The following is a 23,950-nucleotide window of genomic DNA, read 5'->3' as shown; positions in this document are numbered from 1 at the left end:
TGTAACAAGGCGCGGGGCGAGAATTTTGATCTGCGTGTCGTCGCTGGATCGTCATCATTACTGTGAACGTGCCCGAGGAGAAGACGTGGATTCCCGATTGAATGCTTTTCTTGAACGCGCCGAGTCGGTTCTGGCGCGGATCGAACCGCTGTTGCCGGCACCGCGCCCGGTGATCGACTGGGGCACTTGTCTGGCCGCGCGTTGGCAGCGTGACGGCCGCAGCGGGTACCTGCTGCCACTGGAAGTCAGCCTCGACATGCGCCTGTCCGACCTGATCGGCGTTGATCGGCAACTGGAGCAACTGGGCCGCAATACCCAGCAGTTTCTCGATGGCATGCCGGCCAACCACGCGTTGCTCTGGGGTTCGCGCGGTACCGGCAAATCCTCGCTGGTACGCGCATTGCTCGCGGAACATGCCGGCGCAGGCCTGCGGCTGATCGAGATCGAGCGCGATCACCTGGCCGACTTGCCGCGAGTGGTCGAGCAGATCGCCAAACTGCCGCAACGTTTTGTGTTGTTCTGCGATGACCTGTCGTTCGAATCCGGGGAAGGCGATTACCGTGTGCTCAAAAGCGTGCTCGACGGCTCGCTGGAGCAGGCACCGGACAACGTTTTGCTGTACGCCACTTCCAACCGTCGCCATCTGGTGCCGGAGAAGGAAAGCGACAACGAGAACTGGAAGCGCGTCGATGGCGAACTGCATCCCAGCGAAGCGGTGGAAGACAAGATCGCGCTGTCGGACCGCTTTGGTCTGTGGTTGTCGTTTTACCCGTTTACTCAAGAGCACTTCCTGAATGTCGTCGAGCACTGGATCGGCCAGTTGGCCGCCAAGGCCGGCCTGAGCTGGCAGCGTGACGAAGCACTGGATATCCTCGCCGTACGTTGGGCCACCGGCCGCGGTAATCGCAACGGACGTTGCGCGTACCAATTCGCCCGTTACTGGGTGGGACTGAAATTGTTGGAGCACAAGGCATGATTGATTTGCAACAAAGCGGCCAGGGCCTCGAAGGCTATGGCATGTTGGCCGCACAACTGGAATCGCTGTTGGCGGACGAGCGCGATTTCATCGCCAACGCCGCGCAGTTTTCGGCATTCCTGTTCAACCAGCTCGATGATCTGAACTGGGCCGGTTTTTACCTCAATCGCAACGAAGAACTGGTGCTCGGCCCGTTCCAGGGCCAGATCGCTTGTGTGCGCATTCCGTTCGGTCGCGGTGTCTGTGGCGCTGCCGCGGCCAGCCTGCAGACGCAGCGGATTGAAGACGTGCATGCGTTTCCTGGACATATCGCCTGCGACAGTGCCTCGAACAGTGAACTGGTGGTGCCGTTGGTCAAAGAGGGGCGTCTGATCGGCGTGCTCGATCTCGATAGCCCGAAGCTCGCCCGTTTCGGCGCGGATGATCAGGCCGGTATCGAGCAACTGGCGGCGATTTTCCTGCGTCTGACCGATTGCTGATCACGCGGCAAGGCCAGCCTTGTGCAGCAGGCTGGCCGGGTCCACGGCATCGATCTGCCGGGGATCGAGAAAACGCACGGCGTACTGCATGTACACGCCATCGCTGATGAACAGTCCGAACAGCTGCGCGTCGATGTGCGCCTCGCGGCACATGGTCGCCATGATCCCCAACGCTTCGCTCAATGTCTTGGCTTTCTTGTACGGGCGATCGGCCGCGGTCAGTGCCTCGAAAATATCGGCAATCGCCATCATCCGCGCCGGCAGGCTCATTTCTTCGCGCTTGAGGCGTTTCGGGTAACCGGTGCCGTCCATTTTTTCATGATGACCACCGGCGATCTCGGCAATGCTGTCGAGGTGGCCGGGGAAGGGCAGGTGGCTGAGCATCATGATCGTCTGCACCATATGGTGATTGATGATGTAGCGCTCTTCGCGGGTCAGCGTGCCGCGGGTGATGCTCAGGTTGTACAACTCACCGCGATTATATTTGTAACGCGGCACGTCCAGCTTGAACCCCCACGGATTGTCTTCCGGGATCAACTCGTTTTTGTCACGTTCGAGCAGATGTTCGGGCTTGTCTGCGAGCAGCTTTTCGCTGACTGGCAAGGTCGGCGCGGGTGTTAGCGCCTGACGCCGGTTTTCTTCCCACGACACGCCCAGGCGGTCATCCAGGGTGCGCATCCAGGTGCGCTGGGACAGATCATTCAGGCGTTGCAGATCGGCCTCGGCCATCGCTTCACTGCCCAGGTTGCAACGGGCAACAAAGGCAAAGTCCTCGTCCAGTGCCGTCAGGGTCGCATCGCGCAATGCGGCAATTGACAGTTCGTCTCCACCCAGAGCCAGTGCCTGCCAGTAACTGATCCAGGCATCGCGCTTGAGCACTTCGAAACGCGTGCGGATCTCGTGGATGCGGTCGTTGATGGTTTCCAGTTTGGTCGCCTTGTCGACCACATACTCCGGCGTCGTGACCTTGCCGCAATCATGCAACCACGCGGCAATGTGGAGGGCCTCCCACTCGTCTTCGGTGGGCTGATAGGCACTGAAGGCGGGCGCCTGACTCGCCGCAGCTGCCTGGGCGAGCATCAGGGTCAGTTCCGGCACGCGCTGGCAATGCCCGCCGGTATACGGGCTCTTGGCGTCGATGGCGCCGGCGAGCAACTGAATGAAAGCATCGAGCAGTTGCTTCTGCCGGGCTTGCAGGCGCTGGCTCTCGATGCTGACTGCGGCGGCGCCGGACACTGCTTGCAGGAAAGCGATGCGGTCGGGTCGCAGTTTTTCCAGATCGGCCGCGGTGCCGCTGTCGTTGACCAGCAGGATCAGCAGGCCGATGGTTTGGTCATGGCGGTTGTGCAGGCGAATGCCGATCAGATGTACGCGGGGCGAGGCCATCGCGAACAAGACTTTCTGCAGGTCACCGGCCTGATCAACGCCAAAGTTGCTGACTACAATGTTGCTGCCGACCAACTGCTCGAACCACACCGGGCCTTTGCTGTTTTGCAGATCGTGACCCTGGATCTCGAACGCCTCCGGTGCATGCGGTATGCCATCGATCACCAGACCGTAAGGTTCCATGCGCGTACCGTCGTTTTCTCGCAGATAAATCAGTCCGGCCTGTGCCTGGGCAATCTGCACCGTTTCGAACAGCACCCGTTGCAGCAGCGGGGCGAATCGGGTTTCGGCGCCGAGGGTGTCAGTGATGCGGAAGAAACTCGCCAGCGTGTCTTTCATGCGCGCCATCGACACGCTCAATTGGTCGACTTCCAGCACCGGCGAGCGTCGGGTCAGCGGGAAATTGAAGTCGAAACTGCGGATTGCGTCGGCTTCCTTGACCAATGCGTGCAACGGCTTGACCAGAATCCGCGAAATCACCCAGCCCAATGGCAGGCACAGCAGTAAGGTGGCCAAGGTGATCAGCGCGCCCTGCCAGCGCATGCGATAGGCGTCGACCAGCAGTTCGTCCTCCGGCACCAGCAACGCCAATTGCAGGCCTTTCGGACCGCCTTCGGCAATGCTGCTGCGGGCCACAATCCACTGGCGGCCAGCCGCTTCAAGGCGATTGCCCGTGCGTGCACCGGACAGCAGCGCGTGCAGACTCGGGCTCAAGTCGGCCGCTTTGGCCAGATGCGCGGTGCTGTCATCGACGATCAGACGGCGACTGTCGGGGTAGGCCACGGCATTGCCGTCGGCATCGAACAGGGCGATTTCGGTGGACGGCGTCACCACATGTTTGCTCAAGGTGGCAGACAGGGTGGCCAGTGTCAGGTCGGCGCCGATCACCGCATTCTCGCCACTGCGCCGGGCCAGGGTCGTACCGACATTGTGGGTGGAGAAAAACACGTAGGGTTCGGTGGTGATCTGTTCGCTGTGCTGACGGGCATTGACGAACCAGGCGCGGCTGCGCGGATCGTAGGGCTCCTCGGGATTGTCCTGACGGTTGATCAGCGTCAGTGCCGGGTCGAAGAACAGCGATTGCGAGTGCAGGTCGCCTTGCGGGCCATGCTCGATGCTCCAGACCTGATACGCCGCTGCGTCCGGAGCTTTGAGCAGCGTCTTCAGGGCGGTGCTGCGCAATGGGCGGACCATGAAGAAATCGCCATTGGCATACCCCAGGTACAACGAGGCGAGGTTCGGGTTGTCCGTGAGCGACTGGCTGAACGGCCTGAGCAACGGCAAGCGTTGTTCGAGGCGCGCAGCCTGGGTCGCGGGGTTGTCTGCCAGCAGGCTGAGCAAGTGCCGGATCGGTTGATAGGTCGCGGACATGTCCAGGCGCACGTCCTGTTCGATCCTGTCGAACAGCTTCTCGCTGCTCGACAGGATGATCTGCGTTGTCTGGCGGTAATTGAACAGTCCCAGCACTACGCCCGTGAGCAGCAGGAGAAAGGTGAACATGACACTGATGTGCACGTGCAGCGGGAACCGGCGTTGTTCCGGGCGCAGTGGGCTGGGCATTTCCGGTTCTCCATGATGGTTTAACTCACTGCTCAGCGCCAAAGCATAGTTAAGGCAAGCTCATTGCGCCTTGATCAGACGATGCCAATTGTTGCTGCAAGGCTTGCTCCAGTTCGACCATCGCCCGGTTGCTCGCCTCGCAACGGCGATTGATCTCATCGGTGTCCATTGCCTGTGCACAGGCTTGTTCAAGGGCCTCGCAACATTCGATCACGCGCACTGCCTGGGCGATGCGCGCCGCCCCCTTGATCTTGTGGGCGACCACCGCCAACGCGCCGCGATCCTGCTGTGGTGACAGTCCGAGCAGTTCCTGGCGATCGAGACGGCTGCTTTTGAGCAGTTCAACCAACAGTCGTTTGGCCTGCGCAGGACTGCCGCCGGTCAACATGTTCAGGCTTTGCAGGTTGAAAACGGGGGGGCGAGACGCCGGGGTGATGCCATCGACCCACTGGCTAAGCAGACTCAGGCTCAAGGGTTTGAACAGGCAATCGTTCATGCCGGCCTGTTTGCAACGCTGGATTTCCTCGGGTTGGGCGTTGGCCGTGAAGCCCAGCACGATGCAGGGTGGGCAGCGGTTCTGCAGCTCCTGCTGGCGAATGGCGCGAGTCAGTTCATAGCCATTCATCAACGGCATGTTGCAGTCGACAATCACCAGATCGAAGCCACCTTCCTGCCACAGTTTCAGCCCGCTACGGCCGTTTTCGGCGATGCTGAAGTGATGGCCGAGGAACTCCAGTTGTTGGCACATCAACAACCGGTTGGCCGGATGGTCGTCCACCACCAGCACGCGCAGGGGCGTCTGGGATGTCTTTATCGAGGGCTCGTCCTTGGCTGTGCTGACTTGTGCAGGCAAGGTTTCCAGCGGCAGCGAAACACAGACTTGCGTGCCTATGCCGGGCTGGCTGCTCAGCTGCAACTGACCTCCCATCATTTCGCACAGGTTGCGACTGATGACCAGCCCCAGCCCTGCGCCGCTGCGGGCCTGCTGATGGCTGTTTTCCGCTTGGGCGAAGGGTTCGAACAAGCGCTGCTGATCCTCTGCGGCGATCCCGATACCGCTGTCCTGAACGCTCAGTTGCATCAGCGCGCGCTCAGTCATGTCGGTGGTCATGAGATCCACGGTAATCCTGATGTGGCCTTGTTCGGTGAATTTGATGGCATTGCTCACCAGGTTCGACAGCACTTGCTTGAAGCGCAACGGATCAAGATGAACATCGACCGCCATATCCGGCGGATTGAAGATGACTTGCAGGGCGAGATTCTTCTGCCGGGCGAGGCCGTCGAAGATCCTCGCGACGGACGTCACCGTGTCGACCAGATTGACTCGTTCCGGGCACAGGCTCAGGCGACCGGACTCGATCCGTGCGATGTCGAGAATATCGCCGATCAGCCCGAGCAGATCCTTGGCCGAATGGTAGGCGGTGTCGATCGAGGAGCGATCCGGATGCTGTTGATCCATGCGTCTCAGGGTCAGTTCGAGCATGCCGATCACGGCATTCATCGGAGTGCGGATTTCATGGCTCATGGTGGCCAGGAACGTGCTTTTCGCGCGATTGGCCTCGTCGGCCTGCTCCTTGGCGGTGCGTAACTCTTCGAACAGCTGACGGCGTTCGCTGATGTCGATCCAGCCACCGATGATGCCTTGCACATCGCCGCTGGAATCGCGATAGGGAAGTATCCAGTGATAGATCGTCAGGCGCCGGTTGCCGATGTGCAGCGGTCGGTCGAGCAGCAGCGGCGTGCCTTCGGCAACCACTCGCTGATAATCGGCGTGGAAGGCGTGAGCTTCGAAGGCGTTGCTCAAGGTGCCTTGAATGACGCTTTTGCCGATAACGTCCTCACGCTTGGCATTGAACGCTTCGAGGTAGCTGTCGTTGCAGCTTTGCAGCAGACCCTGGCGGTCGCGGACGTAAATCGGATGCGGCGTTCCGTTGACCAGCGAGCGCATGAATTCGAACTGGTCGTTCAAGGCCCGTTCGGCGGCCTTGCGTTGCTTGATCTGGTGTCGCATGTAGGCATTCCAGGCCAGCAAGAGCAGCAGGAGCAGGCAGGCGCCGATAATCACTTGATAGAACTGGCGCTGGTAATTGCGCCAGATGTTTTGCGAAGCGGTGGAGTAACCGCGCCAGCGGCCATTGATCACGCCCAGTTCTTCCGGGGAAATGCTCAGTAACGCTTTGTTGATAATCGAACCCAGGTCGGTGTTGTCCCGTGCGGTGACCAGAGAAAACGCAGCCTGACCGGTGCCAATGGTGGTAGTGATCTGGAGTGCTCGCTCGAAGATCCGCGAAGAAATGAAGTAGTTGGCGATCACCAGTGAATTCACCGCGCCGTCGACATGACCTTCGGCAAGGAGCGAGACAGCGCTGAAGGTGTCTGCTGTTTCGATCAACTGGATCCGTGGAAACTCGCGTCGCAGGTATTCGACCATCGGGTTGCCTTGGGCGATTGCCAGTTGTTTGCCTTTGAGCTGACCCAGGTTTGTCGGGCTGTCGGCGCTCTTGCGCGTCAGCAGGACATAAGAGTTTTCCAGATAGGGTCGACTGAAATCGAGGGTTTTCTCCCGCTCGGCAGTGGGTAGCAAAGCAGCGATGAGATCGGCCTGATGGCTGTCAATCTGTCTGATCATTTCGGCGTCGTTTCGACTGCGATGGATCTCGAAACGCAGGCCGGTGCGCAGGCGGATCAGTTCAAGCAGATCGGCGCTGATCCCGCGAAAATTGCCGCCACTGTCGAAGAACGTCAGCGGCGCATAAGCCTCGTTCACGACCACTTTCACCACGGGGTGCTGTTTGAGCCAGGTTTCTTCACGTTCGGTCAGTTGCAGCTTTTGATCGGTCAGCAGCAGATCGCTGCCAGCGCTCCAGCGTTTGGCAATGTTCTCGCGTTCGCTGCGTGGCACGGCTTTGAGCACGGTGTCGACGATGTCGAGCAACTGCGGGTTGTTGCGACGTATGGCGAAACTGAATCCGTGAGCGTCCTGCTTGCCGAAATTGGCCATGCGCACGTTGTTCAGGTAGCCCTTGTTGATCATGTAGTGGGTGGAAATGGTGTCGCCGAGAAACACATCGGCCTGATCGAACGCGACGGCGTTGATTGCATTCTGGTAGGAGGGGTAGCAAGTAATGAGCGCTTTGGGATACAGCGCCTTGACCTCGTGCAAGGGCAGGTAGTGATACACCATGCTCAAGCGCAATCCCGCGAGCCCATTCGTCAGGGAGCGGGTATCGTCTTCGCGGGTGACGAGCACGGGCTGATCATTGGCGTAGGGTGCGGAAAGCGCGAGGTTGGCGTTATTCGCTTCATAGCCGTTCGCCGTACCGAGAAGGTCAACCTGACCGTCGACCAGTGCGCGAATCGCGGCATCGCGCGAGGGAAAGCGTTTGACCCGGATCGGCAAACCGGTGCTTTGACTGAGCAGGCCGACATAGTCGGCGGTCAGGCCCTCATAATCGTGTCCGCTGACGGTCATGTCGAAGGGGGGATAGTCCGGCGCGGAAGTGCCCAATATCAGCTCACTACGGGTTTGCAGCCACTGTCGTTGAGACTGTTCGAACGCGACGGGCACTGACTCGCTCGCCGATCGGCTGAGCAAGGCATAGCCCGGTGAAGCAACCGGCATGGCGAACACATTGGCGCTCAGGCACAGGCCGGCGATCAATGTCATTAAATAGTCCTTTAAACGACTGGGCATGCGGGGTCTCACACGAGTGCGTTGCGTTTGGCCATCTCGATAAGTTCTACAAGGGATTTGGCTTTGAGTTTTTGCATCAGGCGTTTTTTATAGGTGCTGACGGTTTTATTGCTGAGAAACATGCCCTTGGCGATTTCCTTGTTGGTGCGACCCTGGGCAAACAATTGCAAAACCATCAACTCGCGATCATTGACGGACTTGAAGAGCTCCAGCTCCGTATAACGAATGTCGTCACTGCGAACCGGATTCAATGCCTGACTTGGGAAATAGTTGTAACCGGAAAGTACCGCTTTTATCGCACTGACCAACTCGCTCAAGTCTTCCTGCTTGCAGACATAACCGGAAGCGCCGGATTGCATGCAGCGAATACCAAACAAGGTCGGGCATTGGGCCGTCAGCACCAGGGTTTTCAATGGCGAACTCATTGCGTTGAAGCGAGCCAGCACTTCCAGGCCGTCGAGTTTGGGGATGCTGATATCGAGAATGATCAGGTCTGGCATGCACTCGCGCACCATCTGCATGGCATCGACCCCATTATCGGTTTCACCGACGACCTTATAACCTTCATGTTCGAGCAGCATGCGAACGGCGAGACGGATGACCGGGTGATCGTCGACAATAAAAACGGAGTTCATAATAAAATCCCATACAAGCACGAATAAAGCGCGCACCTTAGCTCAGATGAATGAGCACTCGCATGAACTGACATCGCTTCAGTCGTGCTATCGGATTAATCCTACAATTAATGAGGAAAGGGACTACGGTCAAACTAGGTTCGACGTAAGGAAGTGCGGGATTTGCAGCGGTTTATAGTTCGCTTTGAATGTTTTGCAAATGCTGGCTATGACAGACTTTTTCGTAGGTGTTTAAAGCTTGTGGCTGCTGGAAAGTTTGTTGTTTGTATCATGTAGTTACATTGCGTCATCAAGTCGCTGAAAACGCGAGCGGCGACTCTAATATCGGACGTTGCAAGTGATTGTAATGTAGTCAACTGGCCGATCTTGCCGGCCAGTTGAATATTGTGTGATCAGTGACTGGAGCGACCGGTCATTTCCAGCGCCATGTCGCTGGCGTAACTGTCGGTCATGCCGGCAATGAAATCGATCATGCGCAAAAAGGACGTGTGCAATGAACCCTGTGGATCCGGTGCGTTGTTGCCAAGCAAATCGAGAATACGACGGCTCTTGAACGATGGGGTGCGCCCGTTGTGTTGTTCCAGCGCAGCACCGCAGAACGAATTGAGCAGAATCTCCAGCGTCGTGTAAGCGCCGATTTCGTGCAGGGTTTTGCGTTTGTCCTGAAAGATTTTCTTGCGGGCGATGTCTTTGGCGTTCAGCACGCAGCGTTTGGCCGGGCCATGCATATGCTCGACCAGATCCCCCTGCAAGGTGCCAGCGAGCAGTGCGTCCTGTTGCTCGACGAAGGCTCGCGCCGCCGCATTGGTCAGATGCTCAATGGCCTTGCCGCGCAGGATCGCCAGTTTGCGCCGCCGCGAATCCTGCGGACCCAGTTGACGATAGGTTTCCGGCAAGTCATCGCCGACCAGCCCGAGTAGCAGCGATTCGACTTCGGCGTACTCCAGCAACTCCATCTCGAGACCATCTTCGAGGTCGATCAGCGCATAGCAGATATCGTCGGCAGCCTCCATCAGGTACACCAACGGGTGACGCGCCCAGCGCTGGTCTTCCAGTTGTGGCAGACCCAGTTTGTGAGCGATCTGCTCAAGCAATGGCAGTTCGCTCTGATAGCAGCCGAACTTGTGTTTCTTGTAGCCGAGAGAGTCGGCGTGACGGGCGGTCCACGGGTATTTCAGATAAGTGCCGAGGGTGGCGTAGGTCAGGCGGGTACCGCCGTCGAACTGATGGTACTCAAGCTGAGTGAGCACCCGAAAACCCTGGGCATTGCCTTCGAAATTGAGGAAGTCACCGCGCTCGGCTTCGCTCATGCCGTCCAGCCAGCCGCGCCCGGCGGCCTGTTGAAACCAGTGGCGAATGGCGTCTTCACCGGAATGGCCGAATGGTGGATTGCCGATGTCGTGAGCCAGACATGCCGATTGCACGACCATGCCCAGATCGCTGGGGTCGCACCATTCCGGCAGGGCGCCGCGCAGGGTTTCACCAACGCGCATGCCCAGTGAACGGCCGACACAACTGACTTCCAGCGAATGGGTCAGACGCGTGTGGATGTGATCGTTGCTGGTCACCGGGTGGACTTGCGTCTTGCGTCCCAGGCGACGGAAAGCGCCGGAGAAGATGATGCGGTCATGATCTTTGTGAAAAGGGCTGCGGCCGAGTTCTTGCGGGCTGTGCAGCGGCTTTCCGAGGCGTTCGCGGTTGAGCAGGGTATGCCAATCCAAGGCTGATTCTCTCCGTCTGATGGCTGAATTGCCCTAGCTTCCGGGTTCGGCCTTGCACCTGCAAGCGGAACTACAATCCCGCTGCATCAATGTCGATCAGCAGCAGCCGTTCGCCATTGTCGAAGAACTGCCCGGCCGTCAGGCAATACTGGTTGCTGGTGGCATCGCGGTAGGTGTTTGAGAGGGTCAGGCGACGCTCTTCCCAGCCTTCGGCGAGCAAATGGTAGAAGTACGGCCGCCATGACCAGTTGTGCCCCAGATAGCGGTCATCGGCGATCCAGCCGTTATGGCGCCATTCCAGGTTAGGCGTCAGTTGCGTACCGTGGCGGTCGCACTGATAAAACCGCAGCAGCCATGGGAAGGCCTCCAATTGTGGCAATGCGCTGAGCGGCGCATGGGCCTGGGCCCAACTTTGCAGGATCGTCATCAACTCGCCGAGTTGCTGGCGCATTTGCATCAAACGCCCGCGTTCTGCCAGTTTCTGCCGGACATAGCGTTGGCGCAGGTCGGCGAAGCGGTGCACGAACGCGTCAGTGGGGTAAAACGCCTCTTGTGCCCGGGCGAACAGAAAACCCTGCACATAACGCGACCCGCACTCCAGCGCGAAATTCAGTTGGGCCTCGGTCTCGACCCCTTCGGCAATGATCCAGCAGCCGGTCTTCTCGGCCATCTGCGCCAGGGCCTTGACCACGTCGCTGCTCGGTCCGCCGAGAGCTGCGGCCTGAAACAGGCGCATGTCGAGTTTGAGGATATCCGGTTGCAGCGCCAGCACGCGATCCAGTTGCGAATAACCGGCACCAAAATCATCAATGGCGATTCGCGCACCAGCCTCGCGATACCGCGCCACCACTTCGGCCAGGCGTTGGCTGTTGCCGCCCAGTTCAGTGATTTCAAACACGATGCGTTGTGGATCGACGCCGTGCCGCGCCATCTGCTTGAGGCTGGGCAGGGCTTGGTCGGAACGCAGGCGGCTGATCCAGCGCGGCGACATGTTCAAACTGAGAAACCAGTCCGCCGGGGCTTCGTGCAAACGGCTGAGGGCGTTGTCACGAATCTGCCGGTCGAGGCGACGCAAAGCGATGGCCGGCGTGCGCGGGTCGGCAAACAGCGGCCCGACTGACGTCAGTTGCCCATCGGCCTGGCGCAGGCGGCCCAACGCTTCGACGCCAGCAATGCGTCCGGTGGCGGTATCTATGAAAGGTTGAAAGCAGGCGAGCGGTTGCCCGTCGATCACGGGGCCTCCTTAGTCGTTCTTGTTCTGACTGAACCCCGTCGACCGGGTAGGCGCACGGGATTGAACCTCTGGATAAAGAGGTTCATCCCGCCGTCATTGCAAGAATGTAGCCAGATGCGTCAGGTCAGCGCTTGCCCGAACTCAGCATGACCAATCTGATCAGCGGCCCGAGGCTGGTGCCGAGACGAACCAACCGCGTCAGGCCACCGACACCGCCACTTTTCGCGCCCTTACCGGTGATAAAACCCAGCAGCGTGACAGCGGCCACTCCCCACAACGGGGCGTGTTTGATGCCGAAACCACCTTGCAGGTTTTGCGTCATGCCGCGCATGCGCTGCAGGGGTTGCAGCACTTGCCCGGCTTCATGACGAATTTCCTGCCGATGCATTTCCATGCGCAGACGAATCAGCGCCTTGCTCATTTCCCGGCGCGAGCTGTTGTGTGGAAGTTCAGGCAGGCTCATGGCAGCAAGCGCTCCCGATCATTGGCCAATTCTTCCAGAGTGCCATGGAAGGGCGAGGATTCATCGAAAACCGCAGCCTTCAAACGCAAGCCGCAGAAGGCCGCCGCCAGGGTATAGAACACGCACAGGCCAATGATCGCGGGCAGGCGATAGGTGTCCCAGAACACGATCAGTACCAAGGTCGACAAGCCGACCAGCAACAGCAGGGCAAACACCAGGGCCAGACCTGCGAACAGCAACAGGCTGACTGTGCGTGCTTTCTGCTCTTGCAACTCGATGCCGAACAACTCGACATGGCTGTGCAGCAAGCCAAGAACGGCGGCGCCCAGACGCCGCGTGGAGGATGCGGTGCCCGCAGTCGGGCCGGATTCACCGATCGACATGATCAGCGCCGAGTAGCCAGCAGGCCAATCAGGAAGCCGACACCGGCCGCGATGCCGACGGACTGCCAAGGGTTGGCCGATACGTAATCTTCGGTGGCGGTGACCGCAGCCTGACCGCGTTCGCGTACGGTTTCTTCGGTCAGCTTCAGGGTTTCCCGTGCCCGCAACAGGCTTTCGTGGATCTGCTCACGCAGCTCATCCGCCTGATCACCGGCGAGAGTGGCGGTGTGTTCGAGCAACCGTTCGGTGTCGGCAACCAGTGTCTGGAAATCGTTCATCAGAATGTCTTGAGCAGTCTTTGCCTTGATGCTGGCCATGTTTGGATCTCCGTAAGTGGCGTCTGAAGCGTTCGAGTATGAGCCTTGCGCGAAGGTTCAGTACAAATGACTGGTACAGCTTTTGCTATGTCGTGGTGCGTTGCCCGGTAGTCGTGCGCTGTTGCCGGGCGTGCAAGCCGCAAAACCTTAACTCAAATAATCCCGGTTCGTGTCAGGACATCGACCTTGTGCGCCAAAGCGGTTCATCGGACCTGCGGATCCGTGACTGCTTGGTCGCAACTTGGTGCATGAAATGCCCGCATGAACTGCTTTGGTGCTTTTTTACCTTTCAGGTCTGCCTCTTTATGGAAAATCTGCAAAGCGCTGTGGAGACTCTGGTTCACAGCTCCAATACGTTGTTCATCTTGATCGGCGCGGTGATGGTGCTGGCGATGCACGCCGGTTTCGCCTTCCTCGAAGTCGGCACGGTTCGCCAGAAAAATCAGGTCAACGCGTTGTCGAAAATCCTCAGCGATTTTGCCGTCTCGACCCTGGCCTATTTCTTTATAGGCTACTGGATCTCCTACGGCGTGACCTTCATGCAGCCGGCGGCCGTTCTGAGCGCCGATCATGGCTATAGTCTGGTGAAGTTTTTCTTCCTGCTGACTTTTGCCGCAGCCATCCCGGCGATCATTTCCGGCGGCATTGCCGAACGTGCGCGCTTCGTTCCGCAATTGTGCGCCACGGCATTGATCGTGGCATTCATCTATCCGTTTTTCGAAGGGATGATCTGGAACGGCAACTTCGGCCTGCAAGCCTGGCTGACGGCGCAGTTCGGTGCGGCGTTCCATGACTTCGCCGGCTCCGTGGTGGTACACGCCATGGGCGGCTGGCTGGCGCTGGCGGCGGTGTTGTTGCTCGGCCCGCGTAACGGGCGTTATCGCGATGGCCGGCTGGTGGCCTTTGCGCCGTCGAGTATTCCTTTTCTGGCGCTGGGCTCGTGGATTCTGATTGTCGGCTGGTTTGGCTTCAACGTGATGAGTGCGCAGACCTTGCAAGGTGTCAGCGGCCTGGTAGCGGTCAATTCGTTGATGGCGATGGTTGGCGGCACGGTGGCGGCGTTGATCGTCGGGCGCAACGACCCGGGGTTTCTGCATAACGGCCCCTTGGCCGGTCTGGTGGCGATCTGCGCCGGTTCCGATCTGATGCATCCTGTTGGCGCTCTGGTGACCGGGGGTATTGCCGGTGCGATGTTTGTCTGGTGCTTCACCGCGGCGCAGGTCAAATGGCGCATCGATGATGTATTGGGTGTGTGGCCGTTGCACGGCTTGTGCGGTGTGTGGGGCGGGATCGCCTGCGGTATTTTCGGCAAGACCGCACTTGGCGGCCTCGGCGGCGTCAGCCTGATCAGCCAGTTGATTGGCACCGCGCTCGGCGTCGCGGTAGCGCTGATCGGTGGCTTTGTGGTTTACGGTGTGATCAAGGCGCTGCATGGGCTGCGCCTGAGTCAGGAACAAGAGTATTACGGCGCTGACCTGTCGCTGCACAAGATCGGTGCCGTGAGTCAGGATTAGGTTTCCTCATCGTCGGCCCCCGGATAAAAACCGTGCAGCAGACGATAGCGATCGATGCGCACCTGATCGACTTTCTCCTGCACTTGATGCGCCGGCAGACCGAGCATGATCAGCGCGTGCGAGGCGAGCATCAGACTCGACTCCAACAGCTCCGGCACCACTTCGGTGGCGCCGGCGGCTTTCAGTTCGGCCCATTGGCTGTCGTCGCGGGTGCGCACCAGGATCGGCACATGCGCATTGAGGCGGCGGGCTTCCTTGAGGATGCGCAAGGCGATGTCGCTCTGGTCCACGGCGATCACCAGCAAACGTGCGCGTAACAGGCCGACGGCGGTGAGCAGATCGGCGCGTGAAGAATCGCCGTAATGCACGTCACTTTCCCCGGCGGCTGCTTCCTGTACTCGCACCGGGTCGTTGTCCAGGGCGATATAAGGCTGCTTCGCGTTACGCATGAAGCGCCCGATGGATTGGCCGACGCGCCCGTATCCGCAAATCACCACATGCTTGTCGAGGTCGGCATTCAGCGCGCTGATCTCCTCGATCTGTGCTTCCTGATTGGGCTTGCGGTGCAGGGCCAAAGCAATGCGTGGCGCCGCGCGCAGTAATAGCGGCGTCAGCAGCATCGAGCAGAATGTCGCCGCGAGCAACAGAGCGCCCAACTCGGCAGGCATCAGATTGTTTTGCTGCATCTGCGCCATCAGCGCAAAACAGAATTCGCCACCCTGAGCCAAGGCCAGACCGCTGCGCCATGCCGTTTCACTGTCACTGCCGCGCCACTTTACCAGCAGCGCCACCACGATGCCCTTTATCACCATCAGACCGAGGGTGAGGCCGAGGATCAAGAGGCTGTGACTGACGAACAATTGCAGGTCGATCAGCATGCCGATGCTGACAAAAAACACCCCGAGCAGAATGTCGCGGAAGGGCCGGATATCAGCTTCGATCTGATGCCGGTAATGGCTTTCGCCAAGCAGCATGCCGGCGAGAAATGCGCCCAGTGCAGGGGACAAGCCGAGCAGGTGGGTGAGCCATGCGGTCAGCAGCACAATCACCAGCGCCAATAGCACAAACAGTTCTGCCGAGCGCGAGGCGGCGACTTCATGGAACAGCCGAGGCAACAGCCAGCGACTGGCGAGCAGCAGCCCGACAAACAGCACCACGGTTTTCGCCAGGGTCAGTGGCAGTGCCCAGTACCAGGCCTGATCACTGCTTCCGGCGAACACCGGCACCAGGGTCAGCAGCAGTACCGCAACCACGTCCTGGAACAGCAAAACGCCGACGGCATTCTGGCCGTGGCTGCTGAACACCTCACCGAGGCTGCCCAACTCTTTGGTGACGATCGCCGTGGACGACAACGACAGTCCGGCACCGAGCAAAAGAGCGGGCGTCATCGGCATCCCCAGCAGCATCAACAGCAGACCCAACAGCACCGCTGTGATCATCACCTGCTGACTGCCCAGGCGAAACACCACCTGGCGCAGCGCAATCATTTTCGACAGGGAAAACTCCAGACCCAGCGAAAACAGCAGGAACACCACGCCCAGTTCAGCCACATCGGGCAGATGTTCACTCTCGTTGACCCAATCGAATGCACTTGGCCCGACCAGCAATCCCACGCACAGGTAACCCAATACCGGTGGCAGTCGCAGGCGACGGAACAGGGCAATCACCACGAGGGACGAGGCGAGGATGATCAACAGGTTGGCAAACACTAGACACTCCGATGTCAGGCTCTGGCTTCTCAAGCGTAGAGGCAAAAAGTCGGGGAGCATCGCGTAATTGGTATTTGACCGGACTGATTTGCGTCAGGGTTTTGCAAGTGAGACGCCACAAATGCGCTGCAGCCTTTTGGCGGCGCTGGCTCGACGGGTTTTCTGCAGCGGCCTAGAATAGGCGCACTATTTTTTTGGTCGAGCAATCATGCTGCCTGAATGTCAGTTGTTCGGTACTTTGGGGTGTCATCTGTGTGAAGTCGCGGAAGCCATGCTGATGGAGTTCGTCGAGCGCGGCTTGCTCGTCGAGCTGGTGGATATCGCTGATGACGAGTCCTGGTACGAGGCTTACAGCCTGCGGATTCCAGTCCTGCGTCGAGTCGATACCGGGGCGGAACTGGGTTGGCCGTTCAGTGCCGATCAGGTTGTAGCATTTCTTGGTTGATGCGATTTCTGCCTCATTCCGCTGGTCGCCACTGCCAATCCATCCCTTGGCACTTTGCGGTTTATTCGGTTACTGTATGTTCATACAGTAATTGGGTCAGAGGGATGAACCGTGGTCAATGTCGAACAGTTGAAGAACAGCGTGAACCGGATGTCGGTTGACGTGGTGCGCGAGGCCGTTCTCGAACTGCGCCTGGACGGGCTGGTCACGGAAGGCAAGACGCCATTCAACAAACTGCATTTCAACACCTGCTTTGCCGAGATCGAAGCCTTGTTTCAGCGCGCCGGCTATCACCGGCAACTGGATGTGGTCGGTTATCAGGGGCTGCTTTACGCCTTGTATGACCCGGGCCGCTGGGAGGCTGTCGACGTCTTGCGCTGGCTCAAGGAATTCACTGAAGCGGCGGCGCTCAAATCGATTCCTGCCTGAAGACTAGGTTCGTTCCCGGCAGTGTTGGATAATGCCGGCCTGCCTTGAGGGTTCGAATTTCCGTATGTCCATATCAACATTTTCTGCTGCACAGAGTCAGGCCAGTACGCTTTATCTGCCGCCGGGGCCTTGGCTGACCGTACTCGACTGCCTGTGCGAGCATTTCAGTGCCATTGGCCGCGAACAATGGCTGGACCGAATCGCTCGGGGCCGTGTGCTGGATGGTCAGGGGCAGCCGATTGCGCTGGACCTGGCCTACAAGGAAGGTCTGCGGATTCACTATTTTCGTGAAGTGCCGGATGAAAAACCGATTCCGGTGGTCGAGTCGATCCTCTATGCCGATGAGCATCTGGTGGTGGCGGACAAACCGCATTTCCTGCCGGTGACGCCGGCCGGCGAATATGTCGAGCAGACCTTGCTGCGCAGACTGATCCGACGCCTCGACAATCCCCATCTGGTGCCCCTGCATCGAATTGACCGGCATACGGCGGGGCTGGTGATTTTCTCGGCCAATCCGCAAACCCGTTCCGCCTATCAGTCGCTGTTTCCGACGCGGCAGATCGACAAGCGCTATGAAGCGATTGCCCCGGCATTGCCTGGGCTGGAATTCCCCCTGGTGCACAAAAGTCGTCTGGTCGATGGCGAGCCGTTTTTCCGCATGCAGGAAGGCCCGGGTGTCAGCAACACCGAAACGGCCGTGGAGGTTCGAGAGAAGAACGGCGATCTCTGGCGCTATGGCCTCTATCCGGTGACCGGCAAGAAGCATCAACTGCGTGTCCATATGACTGCGTTGGGGGCGAGTATCTGCAACGATCCGTTTTATCCGGATGCGCTGAAAGACGTCGAGGATGATTACGCCAATCCGCTGAAACTGCTCGCACAGGGACTGCGTTTTATCGACCCGGTCACCGGCGAGGCGCGCGAATTCGAAAGCCGCATCACCTTGCAGTGGTGACATTGCAGCCTTTTCGAATGCCCATGAAAAAGCCCGCATGAATGCGGGCTTTTCTGTATCTGGCGTCGACCCAGAGCTTACAGCTCTTTAACGGTACGAACCTGATCCTTGTTGATGCGAGTTTCTTTGCCGTCCAGCTGTTTGAACTCGTAGAAGCCCGAATCGTCATCGTATTTCGGGGTGTCGACGGCCTGGATTTCGCGACCATCATTCAAGGTGATCACTGTTGGCGAGGAGCAACCAGCGAGGGTAGCCAGGCCCAGTGCGAGCATGAAAGTGGCGAGGGTCCGTTGAGTCATGAGTGTGTCTCCGAATGGGAATTCTTTTGGTTACTGAGCTTGAGACGTATACAAGGCGTGAGAGTTCCTTGAATGGTGTCAGTCTGACACAGTGTTATGCGAATTTAACAGTTCGGGGGTGTTGAGGTTGGCCAGTCGCGGGTCATTGTCGGGACATTGCAGTGCCGTGGCGCCGAGGTTGCGCATGATCCGTCCGGGGCTGCGCTCACCGGCGTTCCAGGCGTCTTCGAATGCCGCAAGCAGGGCGACCGGAATCACGCACAACAGAGGTTCCCAATGCCCGTCATGACGCAACATTAAAGGTTTTTCAGGATTCTGTCGGGCGGCTTCACGCATGTCCTGCAGCAGTGCGCCGTCGATTCGCGGGACGTCGCAGGGCAATACCAGCAGATGCCCATGGCGAGCGGCTTTCAGGCCTGCACGAATGCCGGCCAACGGCCCTGGAAAATCGTCCTGGTCATCCACTACCAACTGATCGGCGTACGGCGCGTAACGCTCTCGATTGCGATTGCACGAGATGATCAAATCATCGGTCAGAGGGCGCGCCTTGCGCTGTAAATGTGCAATCAGCGGTTCGCCCTGCCATTCCACCAGACCTTTGTCCTGACCGCCCATGCGTTGGCCGCGTCCGCCTGCCAAAAGCAGAATGGAGCAGGGCGGCAATTGCGTATTCAAGGTCATGGCACTCTCCTGAGGGGCGGCGAAAAAATGGGGCGCTGTGATATAACACCGGGCTGTTTCTCCTACAACTGGACGAGCCTATGAAAGCCAAGGCTGATGTACCTTTCGTGCCGCTGAATATTGCGGTGCTGACTGTCAGTGATACCCGAACCCTGGAAACCGATACCTCAGGCCAGGTCTTCGTCGACCGCTTGGCGGCCGCCGGCCACCATCTGGCGGCGCGGGTACTGCTCAAAGATGATCTCTACAAAATTCGTGCGCAAGTCGCCAACTGGATAGCCGACGATGTCGTGCAGGTTGTGCTGATCACCGGTGGCACCGGGTTCACCGGTCGCGACAGCACGCCGGAAGCGGTGGCCTGTCTGCTCGACAAGCAAGTGGATGGGTTTGGCGAGTTGTTCCGGCAGATTTCGGTGGCCGATATCGGTACTTCGACTGTGCAATCCCGTGCGCTGGCCGGTTTGGCCAATGGCACGCTGGTTTGCTGTTTGCCCGGCTCGACCAACGCCGTGCGCACCGGTTGGGATGGGATTCTTGGAGAGCAACTGGACGCACGCCACCGCCCGTGCAATTTCGTGCCGCATTTGAAACAGGCGACGCCTTGTGAATCACGTGGGTAAGCCGGGCAAGACCGGCTCGCTGATGCCGGTAGAAGTTGCGCTCGCGCGTCTGCTGGAAATGGCCGAAGCCACGCCCATTGTCGAGCGCGAGTATTTGCCGCTGGCTCAAGTCGAGGGCCGAGTGCTGGCAGAAGATCTGATTTCGACTCTGGATCTGCCGCCATGGCCCAATAGCGCCATGGATGGATATGCCCTGAACTTGTCTGACTGGAAGGGCGAACCGCTGCCAGTCAGTCAAAAGGTGTTCGCCGGGCAATCGCCCGAGCCTTTGCAACCGGGTACCTGTGCGCGGATTTTCACGGGAGCGCCGGTGCCAGCGGGCGCCAATTGCGTGGAAATGCAGGAAAACGCCGATGTTCAGGCCGATGGGCGTGTGCGCTTCATCGAACCGATGAAGATCGGTCAGAACATTCGCCCGCAAGGCCAGGAAACAAAGGTCGGCGAGCTGATTCTGCCGGCCGGCACCCGACTTGGTCCGATTGAGCAAGGCTTGTCCGCATCGCTGGGCTGCGCCGGGCTGAATGTTGTTCGCAGGGTACGAGTGGCAGTGATTTCCACCGGCGACGAATTGGTCGAGCCAGGTCAGGCTCTGGGCCCGGGGCAGATTTACAACAGCAATCGGGTGGTGTTGTGCAGTTGGTTGCAGCGTCTGGGCTGTGAAGTGATCGATGCCGGTATTCTTCCGGACGACCTGGCCACCACTCGCGCCCGTTTGGGTGACTTGCAGGATGTTGACCTGATTCTTTCGACCGGTGGCGTATCGGTGGGTGAAGCGGATTTCCTCGGTATCGCTCTGCGCGAAGAGGGCGAACTGGCGCTGTGGAAACTGGCTATCAAACCCGGAAAGCCGCTGACATTCGGCCATTTTCGCAATGTACCGGTCATCGGCTTGCCGGGTAATCCGGCTTCAACATTGGTGACCTTTGCCTTGCTGACTCGGCCTTACCTGTTGCGCCGTCAGGGCGTAAAGGACGTCGAACCTCTGAGGTTCAGGGTGCCGGCAGGATTCACCTGGCCTGTTGCCGGAAATCGGCGTGAATACCTGCGCGGACGTCTTGAGCAAGGGCGGGCGACGATCTACCGCAACCAAAGCTCGGGTGTGCTGCGCAGTGCTGCGTGGGCTGACGGTCTGGTGGAAGTGCTGGAGGGCAGGACGCTGCTTGAAGGTGAGGAGGTGGTTTTCATTCCTCTGAGTGATCTTCTGGGCTGAGTCCTGTCTTGCAAACGCAGGCGTCGGCTGATCCGGTCGATGCCTGCGCGGTTTCATTCGATCAGTTGCTGATCAGTGCTACCAACTGGTCGAATCGGCTGTTGGCTACCCAACCCAGCAGAACCAGCACTACCGCTGTTGCACCCGCCGAATAGGCGAGGCGGTGTTTGATCGTCTTGACGTCACTTCGGACTTCATCCATGTCTCTTCGAATGTATTTGAGGTGAGCCTCCAATTCGATAACACGAGGTTCCATATCGACTTCTCCAGTGGTCTTGGCGCTGTTCCTGAATTCGGACTTGTGATTCGCACGATTCTCGGCGAGAGGGGCAACCGGACTCACTGGCATTCTGGCTTCATGGCTTTGCATGGAAGTACCCACCGGTATTTTCCAAAGTACGTTGGTGACCTGTTGCATCTTTTGGGCTTTTAAAAGCCTTGGGGGTGTATCCACTCATTACATGCACGTCCTTGTGGTGTTGGATTGATGATTGATACCGCCAGCGCACGGTGACCCAATGATCGTGTAGGGTCAATTAAGCCGATTCCGCATGTTTTGTAAGAAAAAATACCGGTGTGTAGGACGCGTCGATCAGGCGCTTGAATTAATTGTCATTTTTTGCGGCTTTTTTGCGTGCCGCAGTGGTCAAGATGAATCAACCGATTCAATTCAGGGAGTGACGCTATGAGTGAGCGCCGAGCGCTGTTGATTCTGCATGGCAAGCAAGCCGCGAACGAGGAGGTTCGCACTGCGGTCGAGGACAAACGCAAGCAAGGCTGGGAGCTGGCGGTGCGCCTGACCTGGGAGGCGGGAGATGCTCAGCGTTGGGTGGAGCAAGCGTTGGCGGATGGCTATACGAAGATTATTGCCGGCGGCGGCGACGGTACTTTGCGCGATATCGCCGAAGCCCTCGCGGCACATCCGAGGAAAGCCAGTCTGATCCTTTTGCCATTGGGAACCGCTAACGATTTTTCCCGCGCGGCGGGAGTGCCGCTGGAACCGGCAGCAGCGCTCGAGCTGCTGGACGTACCTGCGTGTGACATTGATTTGGGTGAGGTAGGCGGGCAGATTTTCCTCAACATGGCCACCGGCGGCTTCGGCAGTCAGGTCACGGCCAATACGTCGGAGGATCTGAAAAAGGTTTTGGGCGGTGCGGCCTATCTGTTCACTGGCCTGTCCCGATTCAGCGAACTGCATGCCGCTTATGGCGAGTTGCAAGGGCCGGATTTCCACTGGCGCGGCGAGCTGCTGGCATTGGGCATTGGCAATGGCCGTCAGGCTGGCGGCGGGCATGTTTTGTGTCCGCAGGCACTGGCTGACGACGGCTTGCTGGATATCAGTATCCTGCCGGCGCCCCAGGAGCTGGTCGGCACCTTGAAGAGTCTGCTGAGCGATGGTTTTGGCATCGACAACATGTTTGTCCGGACCCGTTTGCCTTGGGTCGAAATCAAAGTCGCCGAGGGGCTTTATATCAATCTTGATGGTGAACCGCTGGAAGGCGACAGCATGCGGTTTGAGGCGAGGCCGGCGGCGCTGCAGATCCATCTGCCGAAAGACTCGCCACTGTTGAGCGTTAAATCGGCTGTCAATCGTCCAGACTGATGATCTGTTCGCGCACGGCGAACAGCACCAGGCCCGCCACATCGTAGATCTGTAGACGTTTCATGATCTGCGAGCGGTGGGTCTCGACGGTCTTGATGCTCAAGCCCAGGCCATTGGCGATTTCCCGGGTGGATTTCCCGCGCACGATCAAGCGCAGGATTTCCAGCTGGCGTGCGGTCAGGTTGTGCGAGTCGGCGATTTCCGGCTGCTGCTTCTGGTTACGCGTCAGTGCCTGGTTGATCACTGTGTGGGCGATGGCCGGACTCAAGTAGCGCTCGTTGTTGCGCAGGGCTTCGAGTGCGTGTTCGAGTTCGGTGGCTGTGGTGTCCTTGAGCAGATAACCGTGCGCGCCGGACTCCAGCGCTTGCATGATCAGCGCCGGGTCGGTGTGCATCGACAGGATCAGTACTTTGCTCTGCGGACGTACGCGCTTGAGACGTTGCAGGGCTTCGAGGCCGCCGGTTTCTTTCATGGAAATATCCAGCAGCACGATGTCGGGGTTCAGTTGCTCGACCATTTCGAGCAGCTGCGAGCCGTCATTGGCCTCGCCAATCACCGCGTAACCGGGAATATCCAGTACCAGAGCACGCACGCCGGCCCTGATCAGCGAGTGGTCATCCACCAGGAGTAAGTTACAAGTCAACGCATAACCTTATTCGTACTGGCCCGCTCGAGTGCACGGGGCGCCCAGGGGAAAAGTGCTTCGATTTGTGTGCCTTTGCCCGGCTCGCTGATAACGCTCAGGGTGCCGCCCAATTGTTCGATTCGTTCAGCCATCCCGGCCATGCCACGTTGTCCTTCGCGACCCGGATTGGCCGCCGGGGCAAATCCCTGCCCGTCGTCGCTGATGAGCAATGTCAGGCCCTTTGGCAGGCGTTGCACGCGTATCAGCAGATTCTTCGCCTGCGCGTGACGCAGGATATTGGTAACGGCCTCCTGAGTAATACGAAAGGCGGCGACCGCCATTTCTTCCGGGAGGCCGTTGAGGCGCTGCTGGCAATCGAGGCTCCAGTGCACGCTGGTGTTGGTCAATGTCTTGAGCAGATGCGCACGCAGGCTGGCTTCAAGACCCAGGCTGGTCAACTGGCGTGGATTGAGGATGGCTGAAACGTCGCGCACCTTGTTCAGCGTTTCTTCAAGTGTTTCGCACAGCGCCGTGCAGTGTTCCTGCAGATCTTCCGGCATGCGTCGCTTGAGCCAGTCGCTCTGCAGCTTGGCCGCCGTCAGCAATTGACCGATATCGTCGTGCAACTCGCGGCTGAGTCGATGGCGCTCGTTTTCCTGAACTTCCAGCAAACGGTCAGCGAGTTCCTGTGGCTGGAACTTGATCGATTTGCGCGACAACCGATATTGCACCCAGACGCAGGCAGTGGCGGCGATGTTCAACAGCAGCAACCCGAGGCAAAGCTGCGCGGAAAAACCATAGGTCAGCAAGCTGCCAAGCGTTGCCGCGACACACATTATGAGTGTGAACCGGCGTGCGTTTTCCCGGGAGGGTGGCCATGTAGTGATTGACTTGAGGCTGGCGTACATAACGGATGGAGCCAATGGATGTTCGCTGCGGGCAGACCGGCCGGTGGCAGGCGAGTCTCTGTCTGAAAATGCTGTCAATTATGTTATTGGTTTCAACGTGGTTC

At 58.8% G+C, this 23,950-nt stretch carries 23 protein-coding genes; 9 read left to right on the top strand and 14 right to left on the bottom strand.

Going from position 1 to position 23,950, the window contains the following annotated elements; translation table 11 throughout:
- The first annotated feature begins 85 nt into the window (after positions 1–85).
- Both KI231_RS20605 and msrC read left to right on the top strand, forming a co-directional pair.
- Positions 86–976: an ATP-binding protein gene (locus KI231_RS20605; protein WP_103304757.1), complete on the top strand. Its 891-nt coding sequence runs from the start codon at positions 86–88 to the stop codon at positions 974–976.
- Positions 973–1,455: a free L-methionine (R)-S-oxide reductase MsrC gene (gene msrC, locus KI231_RS20600; RefSeq protein WP_213026198.1), complete on the top strand. Its 483-nt coding sequence runs from the start codon at positions 973–975 to the stop codon at positions 1,453–1,455. The genes KI231_RS20605 and msrC overlap by 4 nt, the downstream gene beginning before the upstream one ends.
- Here the strand turns inward: msrC and KI231_RS20595 are convergent, their stop codons facing one another.
- The 8 genes from KI231_RS20595 to KI231_RS20560 all read right to left on the bottom strand — a co-directional run bounded on the left by KI231_RS20595 (position 1,456) and on the right by KI231_RS20560 (position 12,848).
- Positions 1,456–4,401, bottom strand: a complete 2,946-nt coding sequence (locus tag KI231_RS20595; protein ID WP_213026197.1) for an HD domain-containing phosphohydrolase — start codon at positions 4,399–4,401, stop codon at positions 1,456–1,458.
- Between the two features lie 49 nt (positions 4,402–4,450).
- On the bottom strand, positions 4,451–8,095 hold the full coding sequence (locus KI231_RS20590; protein WP_213026196.1) for a transporter substrate-binding domain-containing protein: 3,645 nt from the start codon (positions 8,093–8,095) through the stop codon (positions 4,451–4,453).
- A gap of 8 nt (positions 8,096–8,103) precedes the next feature.
- Positions 8,104–8,730: a response regulator transcription factor gene (locus tag KI231_RS20585; protein WP_103304761.1), complete on the bottom strand. Its 627-nt coding sequence runs from the start codon at positions 8,728–8,730 to the stop codon at positions 8,104–8,106.
- 392 nt (positions 8,731–9,122) lie between these two features.
- Positions 9,123–10,451 (bottom strand): deoxyguanosinetriphosphate triphosphohydrolase, encoded by a 1,329-nt coding sequence (locus KI231_RS20580; RefSeq protein WP_103304762.1) that lies wholly within the window; start codon positions 10,449–10,451, stop codon positions 9,123–9,125.
- Between the two features lie 70 nt (positions 10,452–10,521).
- Complete coding sequence (locus KI231_RS20575; protein WP_213026195.1) at positions 10,522–11,685, bottom strand: EAL domain-containing protein; 1,164 nt, start codon at positions 11,683–11,685, stop codon at positions 10,522–10,524.
- A 124-nt stretch (positions 11,686–11,809) separates the two neighbouring features.
- On the bottom strand, positions 11,810–12,148 hold the full coding sequence (locus KI231_RS20570; RefSeq protein WP_213026194.1) for a hypothetical protein: 339 nt from the start codon (positions 12,146–12,148) through the stop codon (positions 11,810–11,812).
- The gene (locus tag KI231_RS20565; protein ID WP_103304765.1) at positions 12,145–12,531 is read right to left on the bottom strand and encodes a phage holin family protein; all 387 of its coding nucleotides are present in this window, start codon (positions 12,529–12,531) and stop codon (positions 12,145–12,147) included. Before KI231_RS20565 ends, KI231_RS20570 begins: the two co-directional genes overlap by 4 nt.
- A 2-nt stretch (positions 12,532–12,533) precedes the next feature.
- Positions 12,534–12,848: an ElaB/YgaM/YqjD family protein gene (locus tag KI231_RS20560; RefSeq protein ID WP_103304766.1), complete on the bottom strand. Its 315-nt coding sequence runs from the start codon at positions 12,846–12,848 to the stop codon at positions 12,534–12,536.
- 305 nt (positions 12,849–13,153) lie between these two features.
- Here KI231_RS20560 and KI231_RS20555 point away from each other — a divergent pair, with 305 nt between their 5' ends.
- The gene (locus tag KI231_RS20555; protein ID WP_213026193.1) at positions 13,154–14,362 is read left to right on the top strand and encodes an ammonium transporter; all 1,209 of its coding nucleotides are present in this window, start codon (positions 13,154–13,156) and stop codon (positions 14,360–14,362) included.
- On the opposite strand, the gene KI231_RS20550 is transcribed toward KI231_RS20555, so the two are convergent.
- Positions 14,359–16,071 carry a cation:proton antiporter gene (locus tag KI231_RS20550; RefSeq protein WP_103304768.1) on the bottom strand — a complete coding sequence of 571 codons (1,713 nt, stop codon included), beginning with the start codon at positions 16,069–16,071 and terminating at the stop codon, positions 14,359–14,361. The genes KI231_RS20555 and KI231_RS20550 overlap by 4 nt on opposite strands.
- A 208-nt stretch (positions 16,072–16,279) precedes the next feature.
- On the opposite strand from KI231_RS20550, the gene KI231_RS20545 reads away from it, so the two are divergent.
- The 3 genes from KI231_RS20545 (at position 16,280) to KI231_RS20535 (ending at position 17,900) form a co-directional block, all read left to right on the top strand.
- Positions 16,280–16,516 (top strand): glutaredoxin family protein, encoded by a 237-nt coding sequence (locus tag KI231_RS20545; protein ID WP_213026192.1) that lies wholly within the window; start codon positions 16,280–16,282, stop codon positions 16,514–16,516.
- Between the two features lie 111 nt (positions 16,517–16,627).
- Positions 16,628–16,945 carry a transcriptional regulator gene (locus tag KI231_RS20540; protein WP_095189592.1) on the top strand — a complete coding sequence of 106 codons (318 nt, stop codon included), beginning with the start codon at positions 16,628–16,630 and terminating at the stop codon, positions 16,943–16,945.
- Between the two features lie 64 nt (positions 16,946–17,009).
- Positions 17,010–17,900, top strand: a complete 891-nt coding sequence (locus KI231_RS20535; protein WP_213026191.1) for a pseudouridine synthase — start codon at positions 17,010–17,012, stop codon at positions 17,898–17,900.
- A 77-nt stretch (positions 17,901–17,977) separates the two neighbouring features.
- Here KI231_RS20535 and KI231_RS20530 read toward each other — a convergent pair whose 3' ends face one another.
- A complete protein-coding gene (locus KI231_RS20530) occupies positions 17,978–18,199 on the bottom strand; it encodes a YgdI/YgdR family lipoprotein (RefSeq protein ID WP_007908660.1) in 222 nt (73 codons plus the stop codon).
- A 78-nt stretch (positions 18,200–18,277) separates the two neighbouring features.
- The gene (gene mobA, locus KI231_RS20525) at positions 18,278–18,880 is read right to left on the bottom strand and encodes a molybdenum cofactor guanylyltransferase MobA (RefSeq protein WP_213026190.1); all 603 of its coding nucleotides are present in this window, start codon (positions 18,878–18,880) and stop codon (positions 18,278–18,280) included.
- A gap of 80 nt (positions 18,881–18,960) precedes the next feature.
- Here mobA and moaB point away from each other — a divergent pair, with 80 nt between their 5' ends.
- On the top strand, positions 18,961–19,500 hold the full coding sequence (moaB, locus tag KI231_RS20520) for a molybdenum cofactor biosynthesis protein B (protein ID WP_213026189.1): 540 nt from the start codon (positions 18,961–18,963) through the stop codon (positions 19,498–19,500).
- On the top strand, positions 19,484–20,710 hold the full coding sequence (locus KI231_RS20515; protein WP_213026188.1) for a molybdopterin molybdotransferase MoeA: 1,227 nt from the start codon (positions 19,484–19,486) through the stop codon (positions 20,708–20,710). The genes moaB and KI231_RS20515 overlap by 17 nt, the downstream gene beginning before the upstream one ends.
- A 61-nt stretch (positions 20,711–20,771) precedes the next feature.
- Here the strand turns inward: KI231_RS20515 and KI231_RS20510 are convergent, their stop codons facing one another.
- Positions 20,772–21,080, bottom strand: a complete 309-nt coding sequence (locus tag KI231_RS20510; protein WP_103304830.1) for a hypothetical protein — start codon at positions 21,078–21,080, stop codon at positions 20,772–20,774.
- A gap of 315 nt (positions 21,081–21,395) precedes the next feature.
- Here KI231_RS20510 and yegS point away from each other — a divergent pair, with 315 nt between their 5' ends.
- The gene (gene yegS / locus KI231_RS20505; RefSeq protein ID WP_103304774.1) at positions 21,396–22,313 is read left to right on the top strand and encodes a lipid kinase YegS; all 918 of its coding nucleotides are present in this window, start codon (positions 21,396–21,398) and stop codon (positions 22,311–22,313) included.
- Here yegS and KI231_RS20500 read toward each other — a convergent pair.
- Together KI231_RS20500 and KI231_RS20495 are read right to left on the bottom strand one after the other, a co-directional pair.
- The gene (locus tag KI231_RS20500; RefSeq protein ID WP_103304775.1) at positions 22,297–22,956 is read right to left on the bottom strand and encodes a response regulator; all 660 of its coding nucleotides are present in this window, start codon (positions 22,954–22,956) and stop codon (positions 22,297–22,299) included. The genes yegS and KI231_RS20500 overlap by 17 nt on opposite strands.
- Positions 22,953–23,846 carry a sensor histidine kinase gene (locus KI231_RS20495; protein WP_103304776.1) on the bottom strand — a complete coding sequence of 298 codons (894 nt, stop codon included), beginning with the start codon at positions 23,844–23,846 and terminating at the stop codon, positions 22,953–22,955. Before KI231_RS20495 ends, KI231_RS20500 begins: the two co-directional genes overlap by 4 nt.
- Positions 23,847–23,950 lie beyond the last annotated feature (104 nt).

The organism is Pseudomonas sp. Seg1 (assembly GCF_018326005.1).
In the GTDB taxonomy this organism is placed as follows: Bacteria; Pseudomonadota; Gammaproteobacteria; order Pseudomonadales; family Pseudomonadaceae; genus Aquipseudomonas.
The sequence above is the reverse complement of the archived record's forward strand: the minus strand, read 5'-3'. Positions and strand labels throughout refer to the sequence as shown.